Origin of the sequence: Planctopirus limnophila DSM 3776, from assembly GCF_000092105.1 — a bacterium.
Classification (GTDB): Bacteria; Planctomycetota; Planctomycetia; order Planctomycetales; family Planctomycetaceae; genus Planctopirus; species Planctopirus limnophila.
Genome location: NC_014148.1, coordinates 4,674,344 through 4,696,950 on the forward strand (window position 1 = coordinate 4,674,344; position 22,607 = coordinate 4,696,950).

At 55.3% G+C, this 22,607-nt stretch carries 16 protein-coding genes; 10 read left to right on the forward strand and 6 right to left on the reverse strand.

What is annotated here, in order from left to right:
* Window positions 1-87: 87 nt before the first annotated feature.
* From PLIM_RS18680 to PLIM_RS23260, 5 genes are all read left to right on the forward strand, one after another.
* Window positions 88-2,565: a BatA domain-containing protein gene (locus PLIM_RS18680; protein WP_013111878.1), complete on the forward strand. Its 2,478-nt coding sequence runs from the start codon at window positions 88-90 to the stop codon at window positions 2,563-2,565.
* Between the two features lie 513 nt (window positions 2,566-3,078).
* Window positions 3,079-3,843: a prepilin-type N-terminal cleavage/methylation domain-containing protein gene (locus PLIM_RS18685; protein ID WP_013111879.1), complete on the forward strand. Its 765-nt coding sequence runs from the start codon at window positions 3,079-3,081 to the stop codon at window positions 3,841-3,843.
* A 17-nt stretch (window positions 3,844-3,860) separates the two neighbouring features.
* Complete coding sequence (locus PLIM_RS18690) at window positions 3,861-4,475, forward strand: type IV pilus modification PilV family protein (RefSeq protein ID WP_013111880.1); 615 nt, start codon at window positions 3,861-3,863, stop codon at window positions 4,473-4,475.
* The gene (locus PLIM_RS18695) at window positions 4,472-5,413 is read left to right on the forward strand and encodes a type II secretion system protein GspJ (protein WP_013111881.1); all 942 of its coding nucleotides are present in this window, start codon (window positions 4,472-4,474) and stop codon (window positions 5,411-5,413) included. Before PLIM_RS18690 ends, PLIM_RS18695 begins: the two co-directional genes overlap by 4 nt.
* Entirely contained in the window at window positions 5,410-7,170 is a 1,761-nt protein-coding gene (locus PLIM_RS23260; RefSeq protein ID WP_013111882.1) for a type II secretion system minor pseudopilin, read from the forward strand. The genes PLIM_RS18695 and PLIM_RS23260 overlap by 4 nt, the downstream gene beginning before the upstream one ends.
* Before the next feature lie 61 nt (window positions 7,171-7,231).
* Here the strand turns inward: PLIM_RS23260 and PLIM_RS24615 are convergent, their stop codons facing one another.
* Window positions 7,232-7,561 carry a hypothetical protein gene (locus PLIM_RS24615; protein ID WP_041402226.1) on the reverse strand — a complete coding sequence of 110 codons (330 nt, stop codon included), beginning with the start codon at window positions 7,559-7,561 and terminating at the stop codon, window positions 7,232-7,234.
* 33 nt (window positions 7,562-7,594) lie between these two features.
* Here PLIM_RS24615 and PLIM_RS18710 point away from each other — a divergent pair, with 33 nt between their 5' ends.
* Complete coding sequence (locus PLIM_RS18710; protein ID WP_013111883.1) at window positions 7,595-9,157, forward strand: sulfatase family protein; 1,563 nt, start codon at window positions 7,595-7,597, stop codon at window positions 9,155-9,157.
* A 132-nt stretch (window positions 9,158-9,289) separates the two neighbouring features.
* Here PLIM_RS18710 and PLIM_RS18715 read toward each other — a convergent pair whose 3' ends face one another.
* The 4 genes from PLIM_RS18715 to PLIM_RS18730 all read right to left on the reverse strand — a co-directional run bounded on the left by PLIM_RS18715 (window position 9,290) and on the right by PLIM_RS18730 (window position 13,004).
* A complete protein-coding gene (locus PLIM_RS18715) occupies window positions 9,290-9,811 on the reverse strand; it encodes a transposase (protein ID WP_013111885.1) in 522 nt (173 codons plus the stop codon).
* A gap of 144 nt (window positions 9,812-9,955) precedes the next feature.
* On the reverse strand, window positions 9,956-11,134 hold the full coding sequence (gene eboE, locus PLIM_RS18720; RefSeq protein ID WP_013111886.1) for a metabolite traffic protein EboE: 1,179 nt from the start codon (window positions 11,132-11,134) through the stop codon (window positions 9,956-9,958).
* 130 nt (window positions 11,135-11,264) lie between these two features.
* Window positions 11,265-12,281 carry a DMT family transporter gene (locus tag PLIM_RS18725; RefSeq protein WP_013111887.1) on the reverse strand — a complete coding sequence of 339 codons (1,017 nt, stop codon included), beginning with the start codon at window positions 12,279-12,281 and terminating at the stop codon, window positions 11,265-11,267.
* A 291-nt stretch (window positions 12,282-12,572) separates the two neighbouring features.
* The gene (locus tag PLIM_RS18730; protein WP_013111888.1) at window positions 12,573-13,004 is read right to left on the reverse strand and encodes a helix-turn-helix domain-containing protein; all 432 of its coding nucleotides are present in this window, start codon (window positions 13,002-13,004) and stop codon (window positions 12,573-12,575) included.
* Window positions 13,005-13,214: 210 nt separating this feature from the next.
* Between PLIM_RS18730 and PLIM_RS18740 the strand changes: the two genes are divergently transcribed.
* From PLIM_RS18740 to PLIM_RS18755, 4 genes are all read left to right on the forward strand, one after another.
* Entirely contained in the window at window positions 13,215-13,598 is a 384-nt protein-coding gene (locus PLIM_RS18740) for a VOC family protein (protein ID WP_013111889.1), read from the forward strand.
* A gap of 274 nt (window positions 13,599-13,872) precedes the next feature.
* A complete protein-coding gene (locus tag PLIM_RS18745) occupies window positions 13,873-15,201 on the forward strand; it encodes a glycoside hydrolase family 15 protein (RefSeq protein ID WP_013111890.1) in 1,329 nt (442 codons plus the stop codon).
* A gap of 171 nt (window positions 15,202-15,372) precedes the next feature.
* Complete coding sequence (locus PLIM_RS23265; protein WP_013111891.1) at window positions 15,373-20,340, forward strand: protein kinase domain-containing protein; 4,968 nt, start codon at window positions 15,373-15,375, stop codon at window positions 20,338-20,340.
* Between the two features lie 163 nt (window positions 20,341-20,503).
* On the forward strand, window positions 20,504-21,583 hold the full coding sequence (locus PLIM_RS18755) for an LOG family protein (RefSeq protein ID WP_013111892.1): 1,080 nt from the start codon (window positions 20,504-20,506) through the stop codon (window positions 21,581-21,583).
* Here PLIM_RS18755 and PLIM_RS18760 read toward each other — a convergent pair.
* The gene (locus PLIM_RS18760; RefSeq protein ID WP_013111893.1) at window positions 21,575-22,540 is read right to left on the reverse strand and encodes an NTP transferase domain-containing protein; all 966 of its coding nucleotides are present in this window, start codon (window positions 22,538-22,540) and stop codon (window positions 21,575-21,577) included. The two genes, PLIM_RS18755 and PLIM_RS18760, sit on opposite strands and share 9 nt — an antisense overlap.
* Window positions 22,541-22,607: the final 67 nt, after the last annotated feature.

The following is a 22,607-nucleotide window of genomic DNA, read 5'->3' on the forward strand; positions in this document are numbered from 1 at the left end:
ATTTCCGGGATGAGTCTTACAATCTCCTCGGAATTCCCCCTATCATAATGATTCAGAAATTGAACGGACGGTCTTCGGGACGCGGATGTGAGTTTTGCTGATCCATGGTTGTTGTGGGGGTTGCTCCTGGGAGTCGTGCCACTGGTCCTGCACCTGTGGAAACGTCGCCAGCCTGCCAGGCTCCCCTGGGCTGCCATGCAGTTTCTGACAGCCGCCATCGAAAAAAATCGCCGACGATTGCAACTGGAAGAACTCTGGCAACTCGCCTTTCGTCTGGGGATCATCATGCTCCCGGCTGTGGCACTCGCCCGGCCCATCTGGTCTTCAGCAGCCATCACAGTTTCCAAAACGCCTTCGACCCTGCAGATCCTCCTGCTCGATACCACTCTCAGTATGGGGACATTGACCGCTGCTCGTGCCGAAGCTCTCCCTTCAGCGTTATCATCTCCTCAAAACCAACCCTCCGCCTGGAGCAGGGCACTCGATCGAGCCCGCGAAATCGTCAACAACGCACCTCAGGGGACAGCGTTCCAACTGGTGCTGCTTCAAGGCGATGAAGCACGCGCCCTGATCTCGGAACCTTCCCGTGCTAAAGCCGAAATTCTCCGGGAACTCGATCAGCTTCAACTCACACAATCGGCGGGCAATCCACTCGCCAGCTTACGCCGTGTTCGTCAATGGCTGGCTTCTGCATCCGAGCGCGAGCCACACTTCGAGCAACAGGTGGTCTCGCTGATCACCGACCTGCAGGAATCGACCTGGGATCTTTCCCCCGGCACACCCACCAGCCAGATCCTGCTCGAAATTCAACAACACGCGGCTCTTCAATGGGAAGACGTGGGCTTGGAAATCCCCGCAAATTATGCCATTACCAGGGCCGAAATCCTGGCCCCGATCCTGTTGCGAAAGGAATCCTTTCGACTCGAACTGACTGTCACATGCCTGGGAAAACCACCGGTTGATCCTGCACCTCTCGTGGTGTTTCTCAAGGTCGATGGCCAACTCTCACAAACCGCCCCCGTGATCTTGAGTCCCCAGGAGCTTCCATCGGGTCGTCAAATCGAAGCCAAAGTTTCGTTCGATCTCCGTTTTGAAGTTGCCGGAGAACGCACCATTGAAGTGGGCCTGGGCCTTAAGGAGAATGCCGGCAAATCGTTGGGATTACCCGTCGATGAGCGCCCTCAGGATGACGTCCGTTATCTCGTGGCTCCCATTCGTGACCGACTCAAAATCCTGCTGGTCGATGGCAAGCCTGCCAAAACACGTTTTGAAAATGCGACCGATTTTCTGCGCCTGGCCCTCGATCCCGGCGATGAGCAAGACCAGTACCAGATCAACGTGATCCCTGCGGACGAACTGCTCTCAAATCGACTCCCTGAGTACGATGTCGTCTGCCTGTGCGATCTGCCGGAACTTTCAGCCAATGAATTGAATGCTGTCGAAGCCTATTTAAGGCAGGGCGGCGGCCTGATCATCGGTTTTGGCAGCCAGATACAACTGGGCGCATGGCGTTCCGTGCTGAATCAGGCAGCCTCATGGTGGCCACTCGAACTCGATTCCATCGTCGGCTCCCCGGAAAATCCCGAGGACATCTTTTCCTTCGATCCTTTAAACTACCAGCACCCCATCCTGTTTCCCTTTGCCGGTCAATCGGGCACAGGTTTATCTGCAACAAAGACCTTTGCCTATCTGCGAATGCTGGCCCGGCCCGGAATCACCAGCCAGGTCGCACTGCAGTTCAGTTCGGGCGACCCCGCCATTGTGACCAGCAGTGTCGGTGCTGGCCGACTGGTGATCGTGGCCACGCCGTTTGATCGTACCTGGGGAACATGGGCTTTGTGGGGGCATAGCCTCGTTCCTCTCAGCCACGAAATGGTGCGTTATGCCGCTGCCGATTCGCAGCAGATGCGCAGCACGATCGCCGGTGAGCCTGTCTTCCCCCATGCAGCCATCCTGAAAGCCATGCAGAGCCAGAACAGCTCGAATGAAACGAGTGCATCAAACTGGATCTGGCGCACACCTGCCGGTGCCGACACCCTCGTGACCCCACAGCCTGATCAGGCGTTGGCAGTGCCCTATCAGGCCGGGCTCTATCGACTGTCGCGCAGCACCCCGGGATTGATCCATTCGCCATCCGTCAAGACCGGCACTTCCCGCGCACCATCGGGTCCTGCGACAGGCTGGTTCTGGTTCGCAGTGAATCCCGATATCCGTGAATCGTCACTGGCCCGCTGGCCTTTGCCTGCCACTGAAAACGCCAGCCACAGGACTCCAGGAAGCCACACCCCGCCCATCTCTCAGCAGCCGAGGCAGGAGACCACAACTTCCAGCACGCCGCCCCTGTCAAATACGCCCACGTCAAATCCGCGTGCGAAAACTACCGAAACCAGCGACAACCCGAGCGACAATCTCCCCCGCTGGCTGCTCCTGCTGGTATTGCTGCTGCTGCTTTGTGAGGGTGTTTTCAGCGGCGGTGTTTTCCGTCGTTCCACCCAGGCCCAGCTTCTGCAAAACAATCCCCAGCCGACTCGTCCGTCTCTCTGGCGCCGGCTCTTCCGTCGTTGACTCAGGTTTCGCATCCTCGCGGGGGGCCCGGCCAACTCGTGCCCAACTCACCGACACAGGTTGTCGTGCAAAGCCACGACAACAAGAAGCCGCGCGATGTGCTCTGTGTGCCCTGCTTGCAGCTCTGGGCAAGCATGTCTTCGCGACCAACAACGCGCAGCCTTTTTGTGGGAACCTCAAAGATCTTCCAGGGAATCTCAACTCCTGCTGGATGTTGGTCACCGAATCATGTTCAATAAATAACACCGCTTTCAGCATTTACAACATTCTTTGTGCCATGCTTGCGGCTATGTGCCATGCTTGCAGCCCTGGGCAAGCATGCCTGACGTACCTCTGAAAAGCCGCAGATTTCTGGAAGGTCTGTAGCAAATGTTCATTCAAAGGCATTCTTTGCAGAACTCTGGCAGCGATTGAGTGTTGATACCACCAGACCACTCCATGAAGGCAGACAAAAAGGACAGAATTGAAGACAGACCGTGAAGTCTGATCACCTCCGGGGAGATTCCAGTCGGCATGAAGTGCCCACAAAAAATCAGCAGCAGCGCCGAGAAAAGTCATGCCCGCCCATGGCTGCAAGTGGCATGGGTTACTCCTGCACACCGCTCACGTTCTGCCTACACGTTGCTCGAAATTCTTTTAGTGCTGGCTGTCCTGGGCGTGCTGGCCGCAATCGTTGCACCGTCGGCGCTGCGTCGTCTGGCAGATTCGACGATGATTTCTTCTGCCGATGAAATCTGTAAGCTTCTTTCGGAAGCACGGATGATGGCGATGGAAGCGGGTGAGCCTGCCGAGTTTCGCTATCAGCCGGGGGGCAATCATTTTCTCGTCACCACCCGTACCGGGATTGCCGATGCGGCACTGACCTCGGGAAACTCCTCATCCGCAGCAACTCCTGTCGATAACACAGGTCAGCCTGTCGCTACGGGTCCGCTCAATGCCTGGACACGCAGTCGCTCGATCGGAGGGCATCTGGCGAGTCCTGTGCGATTCGCCAATCCAACCCCCACTTTTCGAGAGCAATCCCTCGCCCAGACAGTCTCAGAAAACTTGATTGCCGACCTCGAAAATGCGAGTGAACTTTCTCAGGTCAGGTGGTCTGAGCCCCTCGTTTTCCAACCCGATGGCACCACGATCGATCAGCAGTTCAAGATCTCCGATGCTTCCGGCCGCACCATTCGAATTCGAGTTCGCGGATTAACCGGCAGCGCCACCATGTCGGCCATGACTATTGAAGATCCATCAACCATGGAGAATTCATCCCCCAGGTTTGAGCCTTAAGCCAAGGAATTCTCTCGATGCGATACAGACGCCATGATGAGCAGCAAGGTCGAGGGAGTCGGCGTCCCTGCGTATCGAGTCGGACTGCCGGTTTCAGTCTGCTGGAAGTGGTGCTCGCCGGCACGATCTTTCTGGGCGCGACTGTCGCTCTTTCTCAACTGGTCTGGAATGGCAGCCGGGCGTCGATTCAGTCGCGGCTGCTGGCCGAAGCCACCTGGAGATGTGAATCCAAGATGCAGGAAGCAGTAGCCGGCGTGGTGGCACTTTCGCCCGTCTCGTCCACTCCGTTCGATGACGATCCCGCGTGGTCATGGAGTTTGAATGTTTCCGAAGGGCCTTATGCTGAGCTATTAGCCGTCGAAGTCATGGTGACTCGCGAAGGCTCCACACCTCTGGCCAGTGCCGGCTTTCGACTCAAACGCTGGATCCGGGATCCGCAATGGTTCATTGATGCTGCTGCCGAAGAAGCCGCAGCAGCAGCGGCCGAAACCAGCACTTCATCGACCAGCACCTCATCCGGCAGTTCTGGTTCTTCTTCAGGATCTGGTTCGTCATCAGGGTCAGGTTCACGTTCAGGATCAGGGTCAGGATCTGGCGGTGGTGGATCGCAGCAGAATGGAGGCTCACGATGATCAGCCGCCGCTCATGCTCTCGCCGTACGATTGGCCAGCGAGCCTCCCGGCAAGGCTTTAACCTGCTGGAAGTGCTGCTGGCAGCCGCCCTGACAGCGGTGCTGGTGATGATCATTTCGCAGGCTTTGAATACGTATTATCGCAGTACGGTGACCAGCCGGGTCGAGCTGGAACGCTCGCGTCTGGTGCGGGCGATCCAACGGCAGATTGCCAGCGATATTCGCAATGTGACCTTTGCTTTCCAGAAAGAAGCATCGGCTTCGAGCACAGTCTCCTCAAGCACAGTGGCTTCGACCAGCACCTCGACATCAACTGGTTCTTCATCCACAAGTGGCACAGAAACTTCTGGAACCGGTTCTACAGAAACAACCACTGACGAAACGACCACGATTTCCGTTGTGGGTGCGGACGACCAGTTGGCTGCCGGGAGTGCCGGAGTTGTCGGCGATATCGCAAACCTGAAGCTGCATGTCAGTCTGCCGCGAATGGAAACGCCGGTATTAAATGATGTTGAATACTACACCGCGACCACTTCCAGCGACTTGCGACAGATCTGTTACTACTGGATGGCGGGCGGCAGCCTGGACAATCAGACGGGGGAAGCTTCACAGTCTGGCCTGGCTCGCTATGAGGCCGATCGACTCGAAGCCACCTTTGCGGAAACGAGTGGAAAAGCTCTGGCCGTACCACAAATTCTGGCGCCAGAAATCGCCTCAATCAGCTTCCGCTATTTTGATGGTTTGGCCTGGCTCGAAAGTTGGGACAGCCCCACGATGCAGGCATTGCCTCGCGCGATTGAAGTCACTCTGCAATTTGTTCCCGCAGAGAATCGACTGGGAACGATCTTCAATGCCGGGGTTTCACCGATGTCGAATCAGGCGACGTTTGTGATCGCCGTCCCGCTGGCAGATCCGAAGCCACCGGAGGAGACATTATGAAACGAATTCCCCCACTGGCTTACTCACGTCAGTTTCAAACTCAAAGCCGACCATCGACACGAAGATTACCCTCTCGGCCGCAATCATCCCCTCGGCAGGGCATGATTCTGATTCTCGTCCTCGTGGTGACCATCTTTCTCACCTATGGAGTCGCCTCGTTTTCCCGGCAGATGACTTCCGAACTCGAAGCCACGCGTTTCTATCAGACCGAAGTTCGTGTGCAGGCCGCTGTCGAATCCGGGATTGAATATCTGGCAACAGTTGTGGCTCAACAAGGCGAAACGGCTGCCGAAAGTCTCTGGCATGCGCCGACTCTCTTTCAAGGTGTCCTGGTCGAAGAATCCGAACGTGCCCGGGGGAACATTCGCTTTTCTGTCGTTTCACCCCTTCCTCAAGACATCGCCACTTACTCCATTCGTTATGGCGTCATGGATGAATCCGGAAAGCTCAATCTCAATCGACTCTCGGCTCTGAAGCTGACCGAAGAGGAGATGACGGCTCTCCTGATGGGAATTCCCAACATGACAGAAGACATCGCCGCTGCCATTCGCGACTGGATTGACACCAACGACGAAGAGCTACCAGGTGGTGCTGAATCGAGCTATTACGAAACTCTTTCGCCACCTTATCAGGCCAAAAACGGGCCACTGGAATCGCTGGATGAACTCCTGATGGTCAAGGGAGTCACTCCTCAGTTGCTCTATGGCGAAGATGCCAATCGGAATGGTCTCTTGGATCAGAATGAGGTTGATGGTGACTCGAGCCCTCCCTTTGATAACAACGACACCTTCCTTGATCAGGGGTGGAGTGCTTACTTTACAGTTCACAGCCGCGAAAAGAACAAGCGTCCCGATGGCACGAAGAAAATCTATCTCAACAACGATTTTCTGACAGATCTCTACGATGCCCTCGAACCCGAATTTGGCGAAGATGTCGCCAAATTCATCATTGCCTATCGAGTCAACGGGCCGAACAGTACCACAGAAGCACAACCTGCCAACAGCACCAGTGGCAATGACCGCATTCGCAACATTGGTGGCTCACCGACAGGTTCCAGTTCTCAGCGTGGACGCCAGCAGCGCGATTCTCAGGCCGTTCAATCGCTGGTTCGAGGTCTAAGCGAAGCCGCCAGCAGCGAAACGGGAACAGTCACGCGTGGAGGTATCGACATCACCCGTGGTGGACAGTTCAAAGTGAACTCGATCTTTGACCTTGTGGGTGTCTCAGTGACCGCCACGGTCAATGGTGCACAAACCACACTCGAAAGCCCCTGGAAAGACGAACCCAACGAACTGGCCGCGACTCTGCCTGCCATTCTGGACAATTTAAGCACCATCGAAGATGACTTCATCGAAGGGCGCATCAACATCAACGAAGCACGCGTCGAGGTTCTCTCCGGCATCCCCGGCATGACCGAAGAACTCCTCGACGGCATCATGGCTTCACAGCCAGTCGATTCCAACGGGATGCCCAATACCAGCCTCCTGGCTCAACGGAAAAACATTGCCTGGCTCTATGCCGAAGGGATTGCCGATCTCGCGACTTTACGCACACTCGACCCTTACCTCACCTGCCAGGGAAGTGTCTTTCGTGCGCAGATTCTGGGCTTCACAGACGGCGGCGGGCCGATCAATCGCTCGGAAGTCATCGTCGATGCCACCGTCAATCCACCACAGGTCATCTATCGGCGAGATCTCACTTCGCTAGGGAGAGGCTATCCCCGCAGCATGATCGCGCCTCAAGCAGCCCCCTTATGACTGCTCGCCGCATATGCTTTCTAAGAGTCCAAATCGCTCCTATGTGCGATGCATGTCCCCCTCAAGAACCCTCGCCCATGTCTTCGTAGAAGAAGTCAAGGTGAAGGTCTGCCCAAACGATTTGTGTCCAAAACAAACGTTTCCGCAGGAGCACCAATTGTCTGCCACTGGCCAGAGATGAAAAGCATCCCGCATCGGGTGGCAGGGATCGGATGTCTTCATCCGCCCTCTGGTCAATCGAGTTCACCAGCACGAATGCATCGACACATGCTTTCCTGCCATGGCCGGCAACGAAAACGTTTGACCCCAGCCACTCAGAATCCAAACCTCGCCTCATGCTCGATTGCTTTATGCAATCGAATTGAGTGATGGTTATGATCAACCAGATCATCCGAGAGAATTCTGACTGCAGGACTGGATTTTTATGAAACTGAAACGATGGCTGTTGACTCTATGCACTCTGGCTTTATGCGTGGTAAACCACTCGGAAGTTCCTTCAGCTCTGGCTGCTGAAACCACAGGAAAGCCCCAGGTTTCCCGGCCCAACATCGTGCTCATCTATGTGGACGATCTCGGTTATGGCGACATCAGTTGTCATGGCGCCACGCTGGTCAAAACGCCCCATGTCGATCGATTGGCTCGCGAAGGACTCAACTTTTCTGATGGACACTCACCGTCGGCCACTTGCACTCCCTCGCGCTACGCCATGCTCACCGGCGAATATGCCTGGCGGAAAAAAGGGACTGGAGTTCTTCCGGGCGATGCCAGGCTGATTATTGAACCGGGCCGCCGCACTCTCGCTTCGACACTTCAAAAGGCGGGCTATCGCACCGGTGTCGTCGGGAAATGGCATCTGGGTTTAGGAGACGAAAAACTTAACTGGAACGGCGTCATCAAACCCGGCCCTCTCGAAGTGGGCTTTGATGAATCGTTCATCATGGCCGCGACCGGCGATCGAGTGCCATGTGTCTACGTTGAGCAGGATCGTGTGCTCAACCTTGACCCGAACGACCCAATCAAAGTCCAGTTCGGCAAACCAATTGATCCTGCCCTACCCACAGGGAAATCGCATCCAGAATTGCTCACGGTCATGAAGCCGAGCCACGGTCACGACATGACGATTATCAATGGTGTCAGCCGGATTGGCTATATGACAGGTGGCAAGGCCGCTCTCTGGAACGATCAGGAGATGGCCGATGTCTTTACCTCAAAAGCACTCAAGTTCATGACCGATCATTGGGCTCGCCATGCCGATCAGCCGTTTTTCTTGTTCTTTTCGCTGCACGATATTCACGTTCCCCGCTTGCCTCACCCCCGCTTTGTCGGCAGCACCAGCATGGGCCCGCGCGGCGACGTGATTGTCGAAATGGATTGGTGTGTCGGTCAGGTGCTCGACAAGCTCGCGGCCTTAGGAATTGACGACGAGACGATGGTCATCTTTACCAGCGATAATGGCCCCGTCGTCGATGATGGATACAAAGATGAAGCCGTCACGAAGCTGAGTCATCATCAACCGGCTGGCCCTTATCGAGGTGGTAAATATAGTGCCTATGAAGGAGGGACTCGCGTCCCCTTCATTGTCCGCTGGCCAGGTCGCATCCAGCCGGGAACATCGAACGCGTTGATGTGTCAGATCGACCTCATGGCCTCGCTCGGCAAACTGGTGGGGCAACCTGTCCCACCCCAGGAAGCGTATGACAGTATTGATGTCCTTCCCGCTTTATTGGGTGAGTCACAGGCAGGTCGAGAGCAACTGGTGGAGCACTCGGGAGTTCTGGGCCTGCGCGCGGGCCCCTGGAAACTGATTGAGCCCGGCAAAGCCCCGCGTGTCTTCCAGCAGACCAATACCGAAACCGGCCAGCTCCCCAGACCTCGCCTGTTTAATCTCGAAGAAGACCCCGGCGAAACCCGCGACCTCGCCGAAGACCAACCCGAAAAAGTCAAAGAACTCCAAGCCCTCCTCGAGAGAATCAAAGGTGAGATCTAACCACGAGCAATTGACGTGTCATCAACGAGCCGGAAGCGTCAGCGACGGGCATTTGTATTGTCATAATATCTAGTATATTCTGCCACGAAGAAAAGTAGAGAAGCACCCGTCGCTCACGCTTCCGGCTCGTGATCATTGTGGCTCGCTTTGGTCGAGCCGTGTGTTGTAGACCGACATCTGCTCGCCTTGTTCGTTGATAACGTAGGCTATGGCTGACTCCAGCGATTTCATGTCATTGAGGTATCTCGTGCTGCCGTGTTGAGTCCAGCGGTCGCGGTCCGCATCCTCTTGAAAAGCTTCCCGTAATCGACGACTCGACCACGCTCTCAGATCACTCATGACCTTTTCCGGCGATATCGGCGCGTTCAGCAGAATATGCACATGGTTGCTGCAGACGTGAACGGCATGAAGACTCCACGAACGATGAGTGCATACCTCGCGAATAGTCTTCAGGACGACTTCACGGTGTACGTGATTGAGCTGATAAGGTGCCTGGCGTAATGACTGGTGGCGACGAGCTTCCAGTTCTTCATCAGGAGCAACTAACGGAGTGCCAGGAAGATTGTGCTGACGATCCACCGATCCCGGATCCCGACCATGCAGCCATGTGCCATACGTCGTGAACGTGATGAAGTAAGCCAGCGGCGGATTCAAGGTGCGATATCCCTCGACATACGTGTGCTAATACGAGCCGGAAGCGTCAGCGACGGGCATTTCTCGACTTTTCTTCGTGACGATTCACACTAAACATCAAGACAATACAAATACCCGTCGCTCACGCTTCCGGCTCGTGGCGCGTTACATACCAACTAACCCTCGGGCCGTTTCGAGTTCTTTTCCCAGGCCCGCGATGATCGCTTCCGTGCGGGGTTGTCCCGGGAGGACATTCCAGGTGTAGGTTTCCACTTCCAAGTGCGGGGCGTAGGGAAGAGCCTCGACGGCTTTAAGAGCCGCTTCAAGATCCGGCCTCGTCGTGAAGAGCGGGCCAATCGAAACTTCCGAGATGGGCACATGGTAATGCACGCGCCAACTCTCGGCCTGCTGGAATTCGAGTGGTGGTGCTGCCAGAAATTCTTCCGTCAGATCGACCTGGCGAATGAAGCCACTCTCCTGCCGGTCGCCCGAGATGCAGCGGGCGATCGTCTGGTGCAGGTAACGCGGCTCGATATAGCTTTTAAGAGCCGCCTGAACTTCGGGGGTGAGGGGTTGCCTCGCATCGATGGCGCAGCTTAAGTGAACCTTGTTGATGCGAATACCGGCTCGTTCAATGGCATGAATGGCCTGATCGGCTGGTTCGAATTCAACCGCCTGATGGCAGACGTCGTAGCACAGCCCCAGATGCGTTCTGGCCTGAGAGAGCACGCCCTTCTCTTCCGCCTGACGAAACAACTGCTCGAAAAAGGCAATCGCCTCATCGGTCGTTTCCAGCAGGCAGAGTGGTTCAGGTTCAATCGCCAGCCGAATCAGGCGGCCAGTGGAATCATGCAGGTCATCGAGGGCCATGGCCAGATCGAGTAATTGACGAATACAAATGCTCGTAAAATCACCCGTGGGTTCATGCGGCTTGAACGCGAGTGGCAATGTTGACAGGCTCCCTTGCAGATCTTCGGGGAGCAGTGCCGCAAGAATGCGGGCACAATTCAAGGTGTAATCGTACCGCTGCGGAGACGACCAGTTGGGAAGATAGACCTGATCTTTGACGCGCTCGGAGTGAAAGTTTCCGTAAGGGAAGGCATTGAGTGTGTAGCAGATGAGATTTCGTGAGGAAAGCGCCGCGCGAAGTTCTTCGAGAGCCTGGGGCGTAGCGAGTAACTCATCGATGATGGTGGCTTGCAGCCATAAGCCGACGGCGAGTTCGCCACCACTGGCCTGGCGAATAGGAAGGGCGAAGGTATCAAGACCTTGAATCACTTCAGCGAGAGTCTGAGCCGGATGAACATTGGTGCAATAGCTGAGGGGCAAAAGTGGAAAGGTCATGAGCTCTTCCGGCTGTGGGTTCGCAAGCTGAATCTGGGTTCTCTTCGGCACTCCTCATCATGCCAGCTTTTGTTGTCCAAGGCACTCCTCCGAAGCGAAGAAGCAGGCTGAAAATGGGATCATGGCCAACTCAGCCATTTTCGCCACCAGCCGCAATCTGCTCCCGCGCGGGGGCCAGCGTGTTGGTCGGTACGCTGCGGACTGTGACCAGTTCTGTTGCTTCGTCTGTGACTTCGAGTGGAGGGATGGCGGGTGCCGCAACCGGAGGGTGAGCAGGTGTCTTCGCACCAGCAGCGCGATACTGCACGACGAGAACCGAGCCCAGCACACCAACCACACAGACCAGTTGCAACAAAGTGAGTGGTTCTCCATCGAGCCAGGCCCAGTAAAAGGCCCAGAGTGGTACGAGGTTCGTCACCATCCCGGCAAACAGCGGGCCTTGATCGCGAATGAGAATGTTAAAGCCATACATGGCCAATCCCGTTCCTGCGACACCGAGGATCGCCACAGCACCAATCGCGGTGATCCAGTCGATCCGGGTGGCATCCGGGGCCGCAGATTCGGTGAACCAGGCAAGTGGCAACAGGATGATTGCAGCGGCAGCCAGTGCGACCAGTGTCAATTCGAGAGGATTCGCATCCTTCATCGTGCGGCGAATGATGACATTCGAGAAGGCGTAACCTAAGGGGACTGAAATCAGTACAGCCAGGTCGAGCAGTGGCAGGTTCTTATGAATCTCGCCAGCGAAGAGCACAATGAGAAACGAAAGAGCAGCCAGCACACCCCAGAATTGCCGCTGGGTGGGCCAGACACCCAGAAGTGGTATGGCAATGAAGATCGTCATCAGTGGATTGAGGCTCACACTCCCACCCACGATAAAACTGCCATTCCGCTCGACCAGCCACGGCTGCACCACATAAGGCCAGGTGAATCCGAGAAAGGTCACAATGACCAGTGCCCCCAGATGTTTTCTCCGAAGCGTTCGAGATGGGCCGAGCCACCAGAAAATCAACCCCAGTGCGATGGCACCACCCGCCACACGCCAACCACCAATCGTGATCGCTTCGAGGACAGGATTGGCCTTCTTCATCAGGATGAAGCTGCCCCCCCACACAGTGCAGATCAGTAGAAACAGCAGATAAGGCACATCATCCTCAAGTCAAAAATGCTCCGTCCATGCCGAGCGTACAGACAGTTGTTCAGCAGGGCGGCTAGCGTGTGGGTCGATCCACAGGCTGGAAGGAAAATCTTCTAGCGGATCATAGCGGCTGATGATGCCCAGTCTTTCAGTCACATAGCGATTCTGAACAAATTTCGGCCTGATGGCCTCTGATTCTCCCGACCTTCACACGATTCTGACATCGAATCCGACATCAAAACTCAGAAAAAGTTCGCTGGAGCATGAGTCAAATGCCCGAACTATCGAACTCGAAGCGCACTAGATGTTAACCGCCAGCACGGCAGCGTCGATCTGAAAGTAGGCGGCCAGCTTGTGGATCATCTGTCGGCTGAATCGTCTTTTCCCTTTGAGCACTTCGGAGATCGTTGATCTGGGCAGACCCGCTTCTCGACTGAGCTGTGCCTGAGATAATCCTTTCGCCTCAAGAAGCTGCTGGAGCAGATCGGCATCAGTAGCAGGAGCGATGGCATGATGCTCGTCTTCGTAGGTCTCCACAAGATCACTCAGTGCGTCGAGGTAAGTCGCTTCACCCTCGTTAAGACGTTCGCGGGCCAAGAGGCCATCGATCACTTTTTGTGCTTCAACCAGATGTGCATCACTTCGGATCGAAGCCAGGGGAAAATCCAGAATCAGCTCCAGATAAGAATCTTTGTTCTTCCCTCTGAGACGAAACTGTGAATGGATCGTCATGGTCGGTTCCCCCGTTCTCTCAATGATCTTGCAGAATGCACCTTAGAATGTCCCGATCACTCGATCGAATGCTGGTGATGTCGCAATCTGTCATGATGTTACAAAAACTCTTTGGCAATGATCAGGTGGCGCAGTTATTGTCGCGAGCGTTCTTACTGAACACCCAATGTTTCCGATACCCCACGTTTCTGTTTGTGAAGGAGGTTTCCTGTGCGTCCAAATCCTGGTTGCTGGTTTGAAATTTATGTCGATGATCTCGACCGCGCGACGGCTTTTTATCAGACCGTCCTCGGAACAAAGCTCGATAAGCTGGCCAGCCCGGTCGACAATCTGCAGATGATGACCTTTCCCATGTCGATGGACGGCCCGGGAGCCTCTGGGGCTTTATGCAAAATGGAAGGGATGTCAGCCGGGGGAAACAGCACAATGATCTACTTCAGTTGCGAAGACTGCGCTGTCGAAGCCGGTCGCATTGAAGCCGCCGGTGGCAAGCTGATGATGCCCAAAACATCCATCGGCATGTACGGCTTTATCGCCACAGGGATCGATACCGAAGGGAACGCCTTCGGTCTGCATACCGCCCCCTCGTTCTAATCAACAACTCGACTGATACGGATTCCAATAATCAACTGCATTCCCTGGTATGGAGTGGCTGGGGTTGAGCCTCTTCGCGAACCCCCAGATCGTGCCGAAAATCGCTGGGGGTTCGAAGACTCAACCCCAGCCACCCGCCGCTCCCTCGTTCTAATCAAACTGAATTCCTCAGCATGACAAGAGGCCGGTGGTATGGGAATTTACCCATCGGCTGTCATAACGTGACCTGTGGCCACTCTCGTATTAGCCTCGTTCTGGAAAGTTCCTGCATAACATGCCTGCACCTGCTCCCGCTCAAAGTCTGCTCCCGGAAATTGCTGCGCTACTGCCCGCCTCGATCAATGACACCTGGACTCACGGGCAAGTCAAAGCTGTGGAAGATTTGCTCATCGAGCAGGGAACTTTCCACTTCCCGAGGCTGGAGACAGGTCTGTTTGCGGCAGCGACATCGGTCGCCGATGACTTTCACCTGACGGGGTATCAGAACGTCTGGGTACGAGACAACGTGCATGTCGCCCATGGCCATTTTCTCTGGGGTGAGCAGGCCATCGCCGTCGAGGATGTTGAGGCACTTCTGGCATTCTTTGCGACCCAGAAGCAGCGACTGGCGAACATGATCGAAGGGCGAACCACTCCCGATCAGATCCAGCAGCGGCCGCACATTCGCTTTAATGGGAGGACTTTGACGGAAAACAGCGAGTCATGGTCTCACGCCCAGAACGATGCCCTGGGCTATTTTCTCTGGCTCACTTCCAGGCTCGCAACGACTGGGCAACTCGAGCTTTCCATCGAACAAGCCGCCTTGCTCAATGAGTTCCCGCATTACTTTCAAGCCATCGATTACACGACCGATGAAGACAGTGGCCACTGGGAAGAAGAGCGCAAAGTCGAGGCTTCGAGCATCGGTGTCGTCGTGGCGGCCTTGAAGCTGTGGGCCGTCATTCTCGATGAACACCCCGAGTTCCGCACGGCTGGACGGGGTGCGACGTCGGAGTTCTGCAGTCAGTTGGTGCATCGCGGTGAAGACGCGCTGGCCCGTATTTTGCCCTATGAATGTCGCCAGGAGAATTCCAGAAAAGTCCGCGCTGTCGATGCGGCTCTGCTCTTCCTGATCTGGCCATTGCAGGTGACAACGGAACCCATGGCCCGCACCATTGTGGCCAATGTGAGTGAACAACTCGCGGGGCCTTATGGCATTCGCCGCTACCTGGGAGATTCCTATTGGTGTGCCGATTATCGCACGCTGGTCAGTGCCGAAAAACGATCGACCGATTACAGCGAAGATCAGTCGGCTCGCGATCAGCTCTTGAAGAAAGGTTTCGAAGCACAGTGGTGCCTGTTTGATCCGATCATTTCGATCATTGCTGGCGAATGGTACCGCTCGCACGGCCAGCCGGAAGATCTGGCGCTGCAGAAGTTCCACCTATTGCGGGCACTCACACAGCTCACTCGACCAGAGAGCCGCTTTGGTCCCTACAAATGCCCGGAGTCCTACTTCTGCGAAGCAGGATCGTACATACCCAATGACATCACACCCCTGTTGTGGACTCAGGCCAATTTGCGCCTGGCACTGGTCGGCATGCTCCAGTCGCTCTCGTCGTAATGGCAAATTTTTCAGGAGGTTGTGTCACTCCTGGCAGGTCATTCACGCACTGGTTTTTTGACTCGATTCACCAACTACGAATAAAATTCATTTTTCCTGGCCATCATCTTTTGCCATTCTCGCATTGATCTCTGAGGGTCTGCGAAGAATGCAAGTTTTGAGGTTGATGGTATGCATCCGGACGACAAAAAGACGGGCACGCCCGATGAAGAATCGATCTTTCTGGCAGCCATTGACATCGACGACCCTCAGCGGCGAAGTGCTTATCTCGAAGAGGCTTGTCTATCCGATCCTGCATTACTCAAACGAGTGGAAGCACTCCTTAAAGCGCATGAGGAATCGGGCGCGTTTCTGAAGATTGCCGGCCTTACCAATTTCGCAGGGAACACACGCGACGATACCGATGCCGAACCCAATGCTTCATCCGCTCCTGCAGGAGAAATTACCAGCGTCGATTCGACCAGCAGTCAAGAACGCCTCGATTTATCGATTCTCACTCCCTCGACCAAGCCCGGTTCACTGGGGCGATTACTGCATTACGAGATCGAAGAAGTTCTGGGAAGTGGTGGTTGCGGGACGGTCTTTCGCGCTTTCGATGAAAAGCTGCATCGCCGCGTTGCTCTCAAGCTGATGGCACCGGAATTGGCAGTCACATCGCCAGCCAGAAAGCGGTTTCTGCGCGAAGCGCGGGCCTCAGCAGCCATTCGCCATGATAATGTCGTGCAGATTTACGCCGTCGAAGAACAGCCACTTCCTTTCATCGTCATGGAGTACATTGCAGGCAAAACGTTGCAGCAGATGCACGAAGAGAAGGGGCCGTTCTCTATCGACGAAGTCGTTGCCATTGGCCATCAGATCGCCAGTGGCTTGGCAGCTGCCCATGCGACCGGGCTCATTCATCGCGATATCAAGCCAGGGAACATTCTGGTTGAAGATGGTACGCATCGCGTCAAGATTACCGATTTCGGACTGGCACGCACTGCCGACGATGCGAGCATTACGCAAAGTGGCGTGATAGCCGGTACGCCGCTGTATATGTCTCCTGAGCAGGCACGCGGGGAGCCACTCGATTATCGTTCGGATCTGTTCAGCCTGGGAAGTGTGCTCTATGTCCTCTGCACAGGCAGGCCTCCCTTTCGTGCCGGCAATACGATGGCTGTCCTCAAGCGGGTGGTGGAAGACACGCCGCGCGACATGCACGACATTGTTCCCGAGATCCCCGTCTGGTTGATTGGCGTTGTCGAAAAGCTCCATGCCAAAGACCGCGAAGCGCGTTTTCAATCAGCGACAGAAGTGGCCGCCCGGCTGAATCTACGGGAAAAAGCTCCTCGCCTCGCTGAGTCTGAACTCCCCCAAGGTGATGCAAAACCGCTCAGTTCACAGGGAGAAAAACAGCCCCCGAAACAAGAACCTGCCACGACGGTCTTTCTCGCGGGTTCGCATAGGATCACCAGACGGTTTTCGGAGGCAGTGCGCCAACCGTGGGGATTAGCCGCGACGGTTTTGCTGGCCATACTTCTCGGCTTTGGCATGACAGAAGCCTCCGGTGTTACCGCCGTCACGAAAACAGTCATCCGCCTGTTCACACCCACCGGGACACTCGTGGTCGAAGTCGATGATCCGAACATCTCTCTGAGAATCGATGGGCAGGAAATCGTCGTGACTGGTGCCGGTGTGAAGGAACTTCGATTGCAGCCCGGTCAGTACGAAGTGGAAGCCAAAGAGGGGGATGCCCTCATTCTCAAGCAGTTGGTCAACATCTCCAGCAATGGTCGGGAAGTGCTCAAGATTAGCCAGGAAGCCACGAAAAAACCCGCTCAGGCCACAGCCACAATGGGCCAATCAAGTGCTGGATCGGGGCTTTACAAAGATCGCTCGGTAACCATTCTCAAAGGGAACTGGACGGCAGACGGCAACGAAGTCGTCTTGTCATCCATATTTCCATCTCACATGAGTTTCGGAAATCCGGCGTGGACGGATATCGACTTCAGCTATGAAACGATGACCACTTCGAATGCCGCCGACAGTCAGGGAGGAATTGGCCTCTTTCGCGTGCTCGATTTCAATAATGTGCTGAATTTCCCTTTGGGTGCGTATGGTGGACGAGCGATTGAACTCAATCGAGTCATCGAGGGGAAATGGAGCCGCGATAACGACGGTGGATATCTCAATTTCGCCTTCGAGCGACAGCGCTGGTATCAAGTCAAGCTGCAGCTTCGCGGCGATAAAACGACCTGTTTTCTGGATGGAGCACAGGTTCTCACGATGGCCGATCCTCATCGTCTTCAAGGGAAGGTCGGGTTCGCCAGTTGGAACGCTGCGGTTCGCTTTCGCAACATCCGCGTCACCGACCCGCAGGGAAATCTGCTCTGGGAAGGAGTTCCCGATCTGCCGCAGGTATCACCAGCTGCACCGATTCCGGCAACATCCAAAACGGTTGATCCCGCCGCACCTGTGGTCACCATGCAGCATATCGACCCGGTGCGCTGGGTCGCCTTCAGCAAAGATGGTTCACGAATCGTTTCGGCCAGCAATGGTGATGATCACGAGATTCGTGGCGGGATTCGTTATCACGTCGCAGGGAAGGATAACACAGTTCGCGTGTGGGATGCCCAATCCGGTAAAGAGATTCGCCGCTTGTGGATGACGGAAGGGAGTCATTACGGCCCTATGGGGATTGCCATCTCACCGGATGGAACATCGCTCGCGGCCTCTTCGGGCTGGGCGACGGCCAATGGCCCTTCGGAGCCGCGAGTCTATGTCTGGAACATGGAAACCGGCGAGCGGTTGCATCACTTCCCGCTGGCCGACAATCACTGCGTCCGCTGTGTGACATTCTCGCCTCAGGGAGGTGTGGTGAAGCTGGCCCGCAGTGGGAAAGGGGGCATTAACTCATGGACGTTGCCCGAAGGAAAAGAACTGCCCCGAGTCGTTTTTCAAGAGACTCCACCCGGAGTCGAAGCACCGCGAATGTCGTTCTCGCCTGATGCAAACTATTTGTTGAGTGCAGTGTGGAATGGCGCGGGTGAGATCCGAGCGTGGAAGACTGACGCCGGCGAGATTGCCAAAACTTTTCAGGGTCATACGAGGCCCCCCACACATGTGGTGATGTCGGCCAATGGCCAGTTGCTCCTCTCCTGTGCACCAGACTTTACGATCCGACTGTGGGATTGGGCTTCAGAACGACAATTGCTCTGCATCGGCGACGATGAGATCCTCGACAGCCAACCTCGTTGCGTGGCCTTCTCGCCGGACGGCTCATCCTTTGTGGTCGGTGATGACTCCGGCCAGGTTTCGCTTTACGACACCCGTTCTGGATCGATTCTCGAACGATTCACTGGCCACGCTGCAAGGGTCAATGATGTTGGTTTCTCGGCTGACGGCAAACGTCTCGTCTCGGGGAGCGACGATCGTACCGTTCGCATCTGGCCCCTTTCCGATCATCCACTATCCGATCGACTGATGACGGAGAATGTCAACCCGAGCGCTGGCTCGGATCACGCTGCCACCCGCTATGTGCTGAACCAACAGGGTTCCGTTTGGATCAACGGGGAATCGACCGCACGGCAATCGCTGTCCGTCGCGGAATTCGCCAATTCTGTGCAACTCACCGGAATTGAATTTAGAAACAAGCGCGACCTCGACGCGAAGGACTTCGAAGTCTTTTCCGGATGTCGGGATCTTGAAAAGGTGCGGCTGGGATTCTCTTCCATCAGCGATGCCCACTTGAAACCTCTGGAGAATCTGCCAAAGCTCACGCACCTTGAACTGAGCCAGTGCGAGAAGGTCACGGGGGCGGCGATCCGAAAGTTCAAGCACCTGACACATCTGGAAGCGTGGGCGGTGCCCGTGGGTGACGACGATCTCGCCCCCCTCAAAGACAACCCTTTCAGAAACCTCGATCTGGGTGGCACGCGGATCACAGGAAAAGCCCTGGCGGCATTCACCAACCTCTCGGATCTCCGCAGTTCACGGCTGGCCTTCACATCGATCAAAAACAAAGATCTTGCCGCACTCAAGGATTGCCATCGACTCACCTTCCTCGCGCTTTACAACACGGGGATCGGTGATGAAGGTGTTCGCGAGATCTGCGAACTGAAGGCTTTGCGATCTCTTGAGCTGCAGGGTTCCAAAGTCACCAACGAGGTCTTTTTCTATTTGATGAAGCTACCCCATCTGCTCTCGGTCGATCTGCGGTACACTCAGGTCACGCCAGAGGCGATCGAGTCATTCCGCAAGCAGAAACCGCTTTGCGAAGTAAAGTGTGATGCGGGCGTGCTGCCGAGATGGGAGCCGAATGGCGATGAACTGGTGAAGAACGCCAAGGCCGATCGCGCAGCGGCAGCGTTTGTCCTCAAACAGGGAAAATACGTCTGGCTCGATAATGCCAAAGATCCGCTGCACGGGGACCCGGCGATACTGCCGCCGCACCTGTTCAAATTGACGGGGATCAGTCTTGAAGGGTTGAAAACTCTCACACCTCGTGATTTCGAGATCTTCAAAGGGTGCCAAAACTTGTCCGATCTGCAGCTTTTGAACATGGGAATCACCGACGAACATCTCAGGGCGTTTGAAGGAACAACCTCCATCACAAAGTTAAAGCTCGATGGCCAGGCAGTAACGAGCAAGGGGCTCTCGTACTTTTCAGGCTGCAAAAGGCTGACCTTTTTATCCGTCTGGGCCACACAGGCAGATGACAAATTCATCCAGTCGATCGCGTCACCTGATTACACTTATCTCAATCTCGGAGGCACTCGGATCACCGATGCCTCGATCGCGGCCTTTGAAAGCTTACAGAATCTGGAAATGGCGACTTTGAACTTTACCGGGCTGACCGACGAGGGTATCGAACATCTGGCCAGTGCTGAAAACCTTACTTACCTCGGACTCAATCACACACGATTGACCGACGCCTCAGCCAAAGTTTTTCTCAAGCTCAATCAGCTCGAAGAACTGACCCTCAGCAACACACAGTTCAGTGATCAGGGTTTATTGCTGCTGGTGAACGCCCTGCCCAACCTGAAACGACTGAATCTCCTCGAAACGAAGGTCACGGCCGACTCCGTCGACAAATTCCAATCCTTGCATCCGAAATGCCGGATTCTCTGGAACGGTGGTGAGTTCAAGGACTTCAATTGATGCCGGGTGCCAACCAACTTTGGCTGCCCCGGAGGATGTGGAAAAGTTGCCCAGCCTGTTGGCCGCCGGTCTCCGGCATGATCCAATGATTCTCGAAATGCGTTCTCACAGGAACGAAATCACTTCGCATCATTGACAGGCCTTCAGAGCCGCAGGATTGACCATGGAAGACGAACTCCCACTCCCGATTGCGGGTGAAGCCGAAGAACACACGCTGATTTCCGAACAGGAACCGGAGATTGGTGGCAAGTCGGCGTTTCTCGCGCAGATTCGCGAAGTGGCCGACAAGCTGGCACACGATCAGGCCACGCGCGGTGATATCAAAATTATTGCCCGGGCCGCTAAAGAACTGCGCTACGCCTTCAAGGTCTTTACCCCCTATCGACTCCATCGCAAGGTGACGGTTTTTGGTTCGGCCCGCACTCCGGCCAATCATCCCGATTATCTTTCATCGGTCGAGTTTGGCCGCCTGATGGCCAGGAACAACTGGATGGTTTTAACAGGCGCAGGTAGCGGCATCATGGAAGGTGCCCATGTCGGCGCCGGTTTACCGATGTCGATGGGTGTGAACATTCTGCTCCCCTTTGAGCAACAGGCCAATTCGGTCATTGATGGTGATCCGAAGCTGGTCACGTTTCGATTTTTCTTTACCCGTAAACTGATGTTCGTCAAAGAAGTCCATGCCATCGTGGTCTATCCCGGGGGCTTCGGAACACTCGATGAACTCTTTGAAACACTCACGCTGATCCAGACCGGGAAGCGGGACATGCTCCCCATCGTGCTGGTCGATCAGCCCGATTGCAATTACTGGTGTGCTCTGCAGGACTTCATTCGTCATCAACTTCTGGAGCGGGGCCTGATTTCACCGGCTGATCTCTCGCTCTACCGGATCGTCCATTCGCCAGCAGCAGCCGTCTCTGAAGTGCTGAGTTTTTACCGTGTCTATAACAGCATGCGCTTCGTCAAACAGAATCTGGTACTCAGGCTGAACCACCCCATCAGCGATGAACTGCTGGATCAGTTGAATGTCGAGTTTGCCGATCTGCTCATTTCAGGCAGGATCGAGCGAACAGCGGCCCATCCGTTTGAAGCGGACGAGCCACATTTGAAAGATCTCCCCCGCTTGCGCTTCCATTTCGAGCGGCGGGAAACTGGCCGCCTTAGGCAAATGATCGACGCCCTCAACCTTTCGCCAGAACTTCCGACACCAGAACTTTCCCCTCAGCAGCCATCTTTATCGTGAGGGAAGATGCTGGAAAGGTTTGACGATTGAACCTCCAGGGAGTGTCAACGGGCCTTCCAGAACGGCATGCGGGCCAATGTGGCTGTCGGGCCCGATTTCGACCGCACCACGGATGACGACAAAAGGCTCGATGACGACATCAGCAGCGATCTTCGCCTGAGGATCAATCGACACCAGCCGGGGATCTACAATCGTTACACCTTCAGCCATCAATTGCCGATCGGTTCGATCTTTGATGACCTGTGCCACCTCGGCCAGTTGAATACGCGTATTCACGCCCATCGCTTCTTCGATATCGAAGCAGTCGGCTGCAATGACTAACTCTCGATCGGCTTTGAGCAGAGCCGGTGCATCGGTGAGATAATACTCGCCCTGGGCATTGGTGGGCTGGAGTCGCTCGAGAGCACTGGCGAGCTTCTGACCATCAAAGGCGTAGCATCCGGTATTGATCTCCTGAATCCGCTTTTCGGCAGGTGTCGCATCGCGTTCTTCAACAATACGCAGAAACTCACCTTCGGGAGAACGGACAATGCGGCCCAACCCTTCATTGGCCTGAGTCTTGGCTGTCCCAATCACAGCCGCAGCACCAGCCCCCTGGGCAGCCAGGAGTTTTTTGAGTGAATCGACTTTGAGCAGTGGAGTATCACCAGAAAGAATCAGCACTGGCCCCTGATGCGTCTGCAGGGCTGGCAGACACATTTTGACGGCGTGGCCAGTTCCCTTCTGCTCAGTCTGTAAAGCGAATTCGACATCTTTGTGATGTGCCAGAATCGCCTGGACTTCATCGGCTCGATGGCCCACCACGACGACGAGTCGTTCAACACCAGCGGCGCGGGCGGCATCAAAGACGTATTCGACCATGGGGCGACCGAAGAGTGGATGCACGACTTTCGGGAGTGCCGACTTCATGCGAGTGCTTTTGCCAGCTGCAAGAACGATTGCCAGTGGAGCCGCCATATAAGCGTGAGACCTTATGTTGATAGATGCCACTTGTAGGGTGCATGCCAATGCACCAATCTTCTGT